Below are 6,603 nucleotides of genomic sequence, written 5' to 3'. Positions count from 1 at the left end.
GCGAACTCGGGCAACTACGGGCGCTTCAACAGCCCGCAGGCCACCCAGGCGCTGCAGCAGTACGCCAACGCCACCGACGACGCCACCCGCACGAACGCGCTGAACACGCTGGAGCAGATCATGGTGGAGCAGGCGCCCATGATCCCGACCTCGGCCGGGAACTACGGCGCCGAGTACTCCACGAAGCACTGGACCGGCTGGCCGGACGATGCGAACTCGTACATGCCGATCCAGCCGACGCTGACCCAGTCGCTCGATGTGATCATGCACCTGACCCCGGCCACGTCCTGACGATCTGAGATCAGGTCACCCGAACGGGCCGGACTCGGCCGCGACAGCTCCTGATTGAGCACAGCGGGACCGGCCGCCGTCGCCCTCGCCTCGGGCCCCGCACCCTTCGCGGAGCCCGGGGCGCAGGGCCGGACGCTGGGCGACGGTCAGTGGGTGGCGCGACGATCTTCCAAGGAGAAGCACGAGATGACGACGCTGAGCGAGACCTCCTCGCCGGCGGGCGGGGCTGCCGAGGTAGTCCTGGAGGCCGAGGATCTGACCAAGCACTTCCCGGTGCGCCGGCATCTGCGCGCGGCGCTCTCGGGCGAGCGTACGGTGGTTCACGCGGTGGACGACGTGACCCTGCTGCTGCGCCGCGGCCGGGTCACCGCGCTGGTCGGCGAGTCCGGGTCGGGCAAGTCGACCGTGGCACGCCTGCTCGCCCAGCTCTACCCGCGCACCCGCGGCGCGATCCGGCTGCACGGCGCGGAGACCACGGTGCGCGGCGGGCGCAGGTTCCGCGCGTACAGCGGCCGGGTGCAGATGATCTTCCAGGACCCGTTCGCCTCGCTCAACCCGGTGCACACCGTGCGCTACCACCTGACCAGGGCGCTGCGCGTGCACAACCGGGTCGGCCGCGGCCGCGCCGAAACCGAGGCCGCGCTGGCGGATCTGCTGACCAAGGTGCAGCTCACCCCGCCGGAGCGGTACATCGACAAGTTCCCGCACGAGCTGTCGGGCGGCCAGCGCCAGCGGGTCGCCATCGCGCGGGCCCTGGCCGCGGGGCCGGAGGCGCTGCTGGCCGACGAGCCGGTATCAATGCTCGACGTCTCCATCCGGCTCGGCATCCTGAACCTGCTGCGCGATCTCAAAGAGCAGATGTACCTGGCGATCCTGTACATCACCCACGACATCGCGTCGGCGCGCTACTTCGCCGACGAGACGCAGGTGATGTACGCGGGCCGGATCGTCGAGGGCGGAGACAGCGAGAGCGTCACGCAGCAGCCCGCGCATCCGTATACCAGACTGCTGATCAACTCCGCACCGGACCCGGACCGGATCGCCCCGCACGCCAACGGCAGCGCACTGAACGGCGGCGCCCAAAACGGCAGCGCACCCCCGGCCGATGAACCGTCGGTCGACGAGGGCACCGGCGAGGTCGCCAGCCTGATCCATCCGCCGAGCGGCTGCCGGTTCCATCCGCGTTGTCCGCACGCGATGGACGTGTGCACCGTGCAGGTTCCGCCCCGGTTCACCGTCGGCGCACCGGCGTCGCAGGAGCCTGACGCTAAAGCAGCCGAGAAGCCCGCGCACTGGGCCGCCTGCTGGCTCTACTCGCCCGAGCACGCGAGCGCCAGCACCAACGGCGAGGCAGGTGCGGCGGCATGAGGTACTTCGCCCAGCGTCTCGCGTTCTACGTCTTCACCGCGTGGGCCGCGGTCACCATCAACTTCTTCGTCCCGCGGCTGACCCCGGGCAACCCGGTGGACTCGCTGATCGCCGAATATCAGGGCCAGATCAGCACGCAGGCGGTGCACTCGCTGACCGTCCTGTTCGGCCTGGACAAGCAGCAGGGCATCTTCCAGCAGTACATCTCCTATCTCGGGCAGCTGCTGCGCGGCGACCTCGGCATCTCGTTCCACTCCTTCCCGACCCCGGTCTCCACGGTGCTGGCGCAGAGCCTGCCCTGGACCATCACCCTGGTCGGCGTCGCCACGATCCTCAGCTTCGCCATCGGCACGCTGCTCGGCGTCGTGGTCGGCTGGCGGCGCGGCAGCCTGGCCGACCTGCTGATGCCGATCTCCACCTTCTTCGCCTCGATCCCGTACTTCTGGCTGGCGCTGCTCGCGATCGCCGCGTTCACCGGTGTCAACAGCTTCCTTCCATCAGCAGGCGGATACGACCCCGGCCTGATCCCCGGCTGGAACGGCGCGTTCGTCGGAAGCGCCCTCAAGCACAGCCTGCTCCCCGCGGCGACCATCATCGTCACCTCCGTCGCCGGCTGGCTGATGGGCATGCGCAACATGGTCGTGACGGTCAGCAGCGAGGACTACGTGACCGTTGCGCACGCCAAGGGCCTTTCCGAACGGCGCGTCATGCTCGGATACGCCGCGCGCAACGCGCTGCTGCCGAGCGTGTCAGGGTTCGGCATGGCCCTGGGCCTGGTGGTCGGCGGCACCTTCCTGGTCGAGTACGTGTTCTCCTACCCGGGCGTCGGCCTGGAACTGGTCTCCGCGATCGGGCAGAAGGACTACCCGCTGATGCAGGGCATCTTCCTGGTCATCACGCTCTCCGTGCTGGCCGCCAACTTCCTGGCCGACCTCGCCTACATGGCGCTGGACCCGCGTACCCGAAGGGAGGGCTGACCGATGGCCGTCACCGCGCCCGGCGTGGACGCCGTCACCCCGCAGGAACCCGTCGCAGGCTCGGCCGCGGCGACCCCGCGGCGGCTGCGCATGCGGCTGCTGTCGAACCGGAAGGTGGCCGTGGGCCTGGCCATCCTGGCCGTGTTCCTGCTGATCGCGATCATCGGGCCGCTGATCGCCCCGTACGACCCCTCGCAGCGCAGCAGCGACATCCTGCAGGGCCCCTCGGCCAAGCACTGGTTCGGCACCACGCACATCGGCCAGGACATCTTCAGCCAGGTGCTCGACGGCACCCGCAGCGTCATGTTCGTCGGCTTCTTCGCCGGGGTGGTTGCCACGATCGTCGCAGTGCTCTTCGGCGTGACCTCCGGGTACCTCGGCGGCGCCGGCGGCGAGGGGCTGTCCGCGGTCTCCAACGTGTTCCTGGTCATCCCGGCGCTCCCGCTGATCATCATCATCACCACCGCGATCCCCACCGGCGGCGACTGGGTGGTGGCGCTGGTCATCGGGCTGACCTCATGGGCCTGGGGAGCCAGAGTCCTGCGAGCCCAGACGCTCTCGCTGCGCCGAAGAGACTTCGTCGAGGCGGCCCGCGCCGCCGGGGAACCGGTATGGCGGATCGTGATCTTCGAGATCCTGCCCAACCTGACCGCGATCATCGCCTCCTCCTTCGTCGGCACCGTGATCTACGCGATCATGACCGAGGTCGCGCTCGCCTTCATCGGCGTGCAAGGGCTCTACGAATGGAACTGGGGCGCGATCCTGTACTGGGCGCAGAGCCAGGAGGCGCTGGCCATCGGCGCCTGGTGGTGGTTCGTCCCGGCCGGCCTCGCGATCGCGCTGCTCGGCACCGCGCTCTCGCTGCTGAACTTCGGCATCGACGAGCTGGTCAACCCGCGGCTGCGCAGCAGCGGCAGCGCCACGGTGCGCGACTACACCGGCCGCAAGGTCCGGATGCGCGTCGGCTTCACCCCGGTCCTCGCGCACCGCGGCGAACCGGCCCTCGCGCATGCCGCAGCGAGTCAGGTCTCTGAAATCGACGCCGAGGACGGTGCCCGGTGACCATCGACGTGGACACGCCGATCCCAGACCCCCACCCGGACCACGCGGCGGCCACCGGCGACGCCGTGCTCGAGATCTCCGGCCTCAACGTCGACTACGGCACCGGGGAGCAAGCCGTACGCGCGGTCAGCGAGGTGAACCTGACCCTGCGCCGCGGCGAGGTGCTCGGCCTCGCCGGGGAGAGCGGCAGCGGCAAATCAACCCTCGCCTACGGCCTGACCCGGCTGCTCCCGCCGCCCGGCGTGGTGGCCGACGGCAAGGTGCTCTACCGCCCCGGCGACGGCTCAGAGCCCATCGACGTGCTCGCTCTCAGTCCCGCCGGACTACGCGATTTCCGCTGGGCGCAGACCTCGATCGTCTTCCAGGCCGCGATGAACGCGCTCAACCCGGTCGACAAGATCTCGACTCAGCTCACTGATGTGCTCAAGGCGCACAAACCCGAGCTCAGCCGCACCGAGCGCGCGGAACGCGCGCGAGAGCTGCTCGGCCTGGTCGGCATCCCGGCCGACCGGCTGGACAGCTACCCGCACCAGCTGTCCGGCGGCATGCGCCAGCGGGTGATGATCGGCATGGCGCTCGCGCTGGAGCCGCGGATCGTCATCATGGACGAGCCGACCACCGCGCTGGACGTGGTGATGCAGCGCCAGATCCTCGGGGTGTTCAGCCGGCTGCGCAAGCGGCTGGACTTCTCAGTGATCTTCATCACCCACGACCTGTCCCTGCTGGTCGAGTTCGCCGACCGGATCGCGATCATGTACGGCGGCCGCATCGTCGAGGAGGCGCCCGCCGCGCAGATCTACCGCGATCCGCTGCACCCTTACAGCGACGGCCTGCTGCACTCGTTCCCCGCGCTGCGCGGCCCGCGCCGCGAACTGGCGGGCATCCCCGGCTCGCCGCCCGACCCGCGCTCCCTTCCTTCGGGGTGCTCGTTCCACCCGCGCTGCCCCAAGGCGTTCGACCCGTGCTCGCGCGAGATCCCGGTGCTCGGCGTGCCCGATGACCCGCAGCAGCAGGGCGGGCGCACCGGCACCGGCCGAACTGTCGCCTGCTGGCTGCATCCGGCCGCAAGTAGCCAACCGCCGACCGCGGCACAGTTTGACAGCACTCTGACGTAGCGCCGCAGGACCGCTCAGGGCCCGCCGAATTTCACAGCGAGCATCAGCGCCCTACTACGGGGGTACGGTGCCGCGTGCCTGAAACAGGAGAATCATGGACACCACTGCCGCGACGGCGGACGCCCGCGTGACGACCCGTTACGACAGCACCATCGACCGCTTGCCGGCCACCTTCCGGTGGGGCACGGCGACTTCTGCGTACCAGATCGAAGGGGCCGTGGACGCGGACGGGCGCACCCCCTCGATCTGGGACACCTTCTGCCGCGTGCCCGGCGCGGTCGACAACGGAGACACCGGGGACGCCGCCTGCGACCACTACCGCCGGATGCCGCAGGACGTGGCGCTGATCCGCGAGCTCGGCCTCGACGCGTACCGGTTCTCCATCGGCTGGCCGCGCGTGCAGCCCGGAGGTAAGGGCCCTGCGAACCCGGCCGGAATCGCGTTCTACGACCGGCTCGTCGACGAGCTGCTCGCCAACGACATCGAACCCTGGGTCACCCTGTACCACTGGGACCTGCCGCAGGAGCTCGAGGACGCCGGCGGCTGGCCGGACCGTGACACGGCCTACCGCTTCGCGGACTACGCAGAGCTCGTATACAACAGGCTCGGCGACCGCGTCGCGCACTGGACCACGCTCAACGAGCCCTGGTGCTCGGCGATGCTCGGCTACGTCGAAGGCGTGCAGGCCCCCGGACGCCGCGACTTCGCGGCCGGCATGCACGCGATCCACCACCTGCTGCTCGGCCACGGGCTCGCGGTGGAGCGGCTGCGCGCGGCGAACAACGGAAACCCACTGGAACTCGGCATCACGCTCAACCTGAGCACCGCCAAGCCCGCGACCGACTCCCTCGCGGACCTGGAAGCGGCCCGCCGCTCCGACGGCCTCGGCACCCGCATCTACCTCGACCCGATCTGGCACGGCCGCTACCCCGAGGACGTGCTCGCCGACCTCGCGGCCCGCGACGTGCACCTCCCGATCGAAGACGGCGACCTGCAGACCATCTCGGCGAGGCTCGACACCCTCGGCGTCAACTACTACTTCAGCATGCGAAGCTCCGGAGTCGACGAGGACGGGCACGACCGCGACGGCAACGGCCACCCGGTCGGCCGCGGCGTGCTCTACGGCCTCCCGCAGACGGCGATGGGCTGGGAGATCATGCCCGACGACTTCGCCGAACTGCTCACCCGCATCGGCCGCGACTACCCTGGCGTGCCGGTCTTCGTCACCGAGAACGGCGCGGCCTTCCGGGACGAGCCGGACGCGACCGGCTTCGTGGCCGACCGCGACCGCATCGACTATCTGGCCTCGCACATCGCGGCGGTCCAGCAGGCGCGCGAATCCGGCACCGACATCCGCGGCTACTTCGTCTGGTCGCTGCTGGACAACTTCGAGTGGGCATACGGGTACGACAAACGTTTCGGCATCGTCCGAGTGGACTACGCAACGCAGCAGCGCATCCCGAAGCTCAGCGCGCACTGGTATCGCGACACCATCCACCGCGTGCGCGGAGGCACCGCGGCCGCATAGCGCCGTGAACCGACCGGTCCGCCTCGGCGACGGAAAGTCGTTGGGGCGGACCGCGGGTTAGCAGCCTCGCCGCCGGTCGCGTGCTGGGTTGCTCTGGCCCACCCGCCCGCCCCGCTCCGCGTCCTCGCCCAGGGGCTCGGCCGCTCCACGGACTCAGGGCGCTGCCGCGCACGGGCTGCGCCCTGAACACTGCGCCGCAGTCTTTACGCACAGTTACGTGGCCTCGACGATGGCCTTCCGCCCATCGAGACCACCAAGCTTC

General features: G+C 70.0%; 5 protein-coding genes and 1 pseudogene. All 6 read left to right on the top strand.

Annotated features, from left to right (window positions below):
• Window positions 1-291: pseudogene (locus VFB40_RS19360) on the top strand (ABC transporter substrate-binding protein); the annotation flags it as partial.
• Window positions 292-477: 186 nt separating this feature from the next.
• Window positions 478-1,659, top strand: a complete 1,182-nt coding sequence (locus tag VFB40_RS19355) for an ABC transporter ATP-binding protein (protein ID WP_324852650.1) — start codon at window positions 478-480, stop codon at window positions 1,657-1,659.
• Window positions 1,656-2,636 carry an ABC transporter permease gene (locus tag VFB40_RS19350; RefSeq protein WP_324852648.1) on the top strand — a complete coding sequence of 327 codons (981 nt, stop codon included), beginning with the start codon at window positions 1,656-1,658 and terminating at the stop codon, window positions 2,634-2,636. Before VFB40_RS19355 ends, VFB40_RS19350 begins: the two co-directional genes overlap by 4 nt.
• Window positions 2,637-2,639: 3 nt before the next feature.
• Entirely contained in the window at window positions 2,640-3,698 is a 1,059-nt protein-coding gene (locus VFB40_RS19345) for an ABC transporter permease (RefSeq protein WP_324852646.1), read from the top strand.
• A 2-nt stretch (window positions 3,699-3,700) separates the two neighbouring features.
• The gene (locus tag VFB40_RS19340) at window positions 3,701-4,813 is read left to right on the top strand and encodes an ABC transporter ATP-binding protein (protein WP_414642114.1); all 1,113 of its coding nucleotides are present in this window, start codon (window positions 3,701-3,703) and stop codon (window positions 4,811-4,813) included.
• 94 nt (window positions 4,814-4,907) lie between these two features.
• On the top strand, window positions 4,908-6,341 hold the full coding sequence (locus VFB40_RS19335; RefSeq protein ID WP_324852642.1) for a GH1 family beta-glucosidase: 1,434 nt from the start codon (window positions 4,908-4,910) through the stop codon (window positions 6,339-6,341).
• The last annotated feature ends 262 nt before the right edge of the window (window positions 6,342-6,603 follow it).

Origin of the sequence: Actinocrinis sp. (assembly GCF_035650855.1) — a bacterium.
Lineage (GTDB): Bacteria > Actinomycetota > Actinomycetes > Streptomycetales > Catenulisporaceae > Actinocrinis.
Note: the sequence above shows the minus strand (reverse complement) of the source record. Positions and strands in the feature narration are given on the sequence as shown.

What these genes read in the sequence shown, in the direction of transcription:
- VFB40_RS19355 (WP_324852650.1), top strand. Translation starts at nt 478, where the DNA reads ATGACGACGCTGAGCGAGACCTCCTCGCCGGCGGGCGGGGCTGCCGAG.
- VFB40_RS19350 (WP_324852648.1), top strand. Translation starts at nt 1,656, where the DNA reads ATGAGGTACTTCGCCCAGCGTCTCGCGTTCTACGTCTTCACCGCGTGG.
- VFB40_RS19345 (WP_324852646.1), top strand. Translation starts at nt 2,640, where the DNA reads ATGGCCGTCACCGCGCCCGGCGTGGACGCCGTCACCCCGCAGGAACCC.
- VFB40_RS19335 (WP_324852642.1), top strand. Translation starts at nt 4,908, where the DNA reads ATGGACACCACTGCCGCGACGGCGGACGCCCGCGTGACGACCCGTTAC.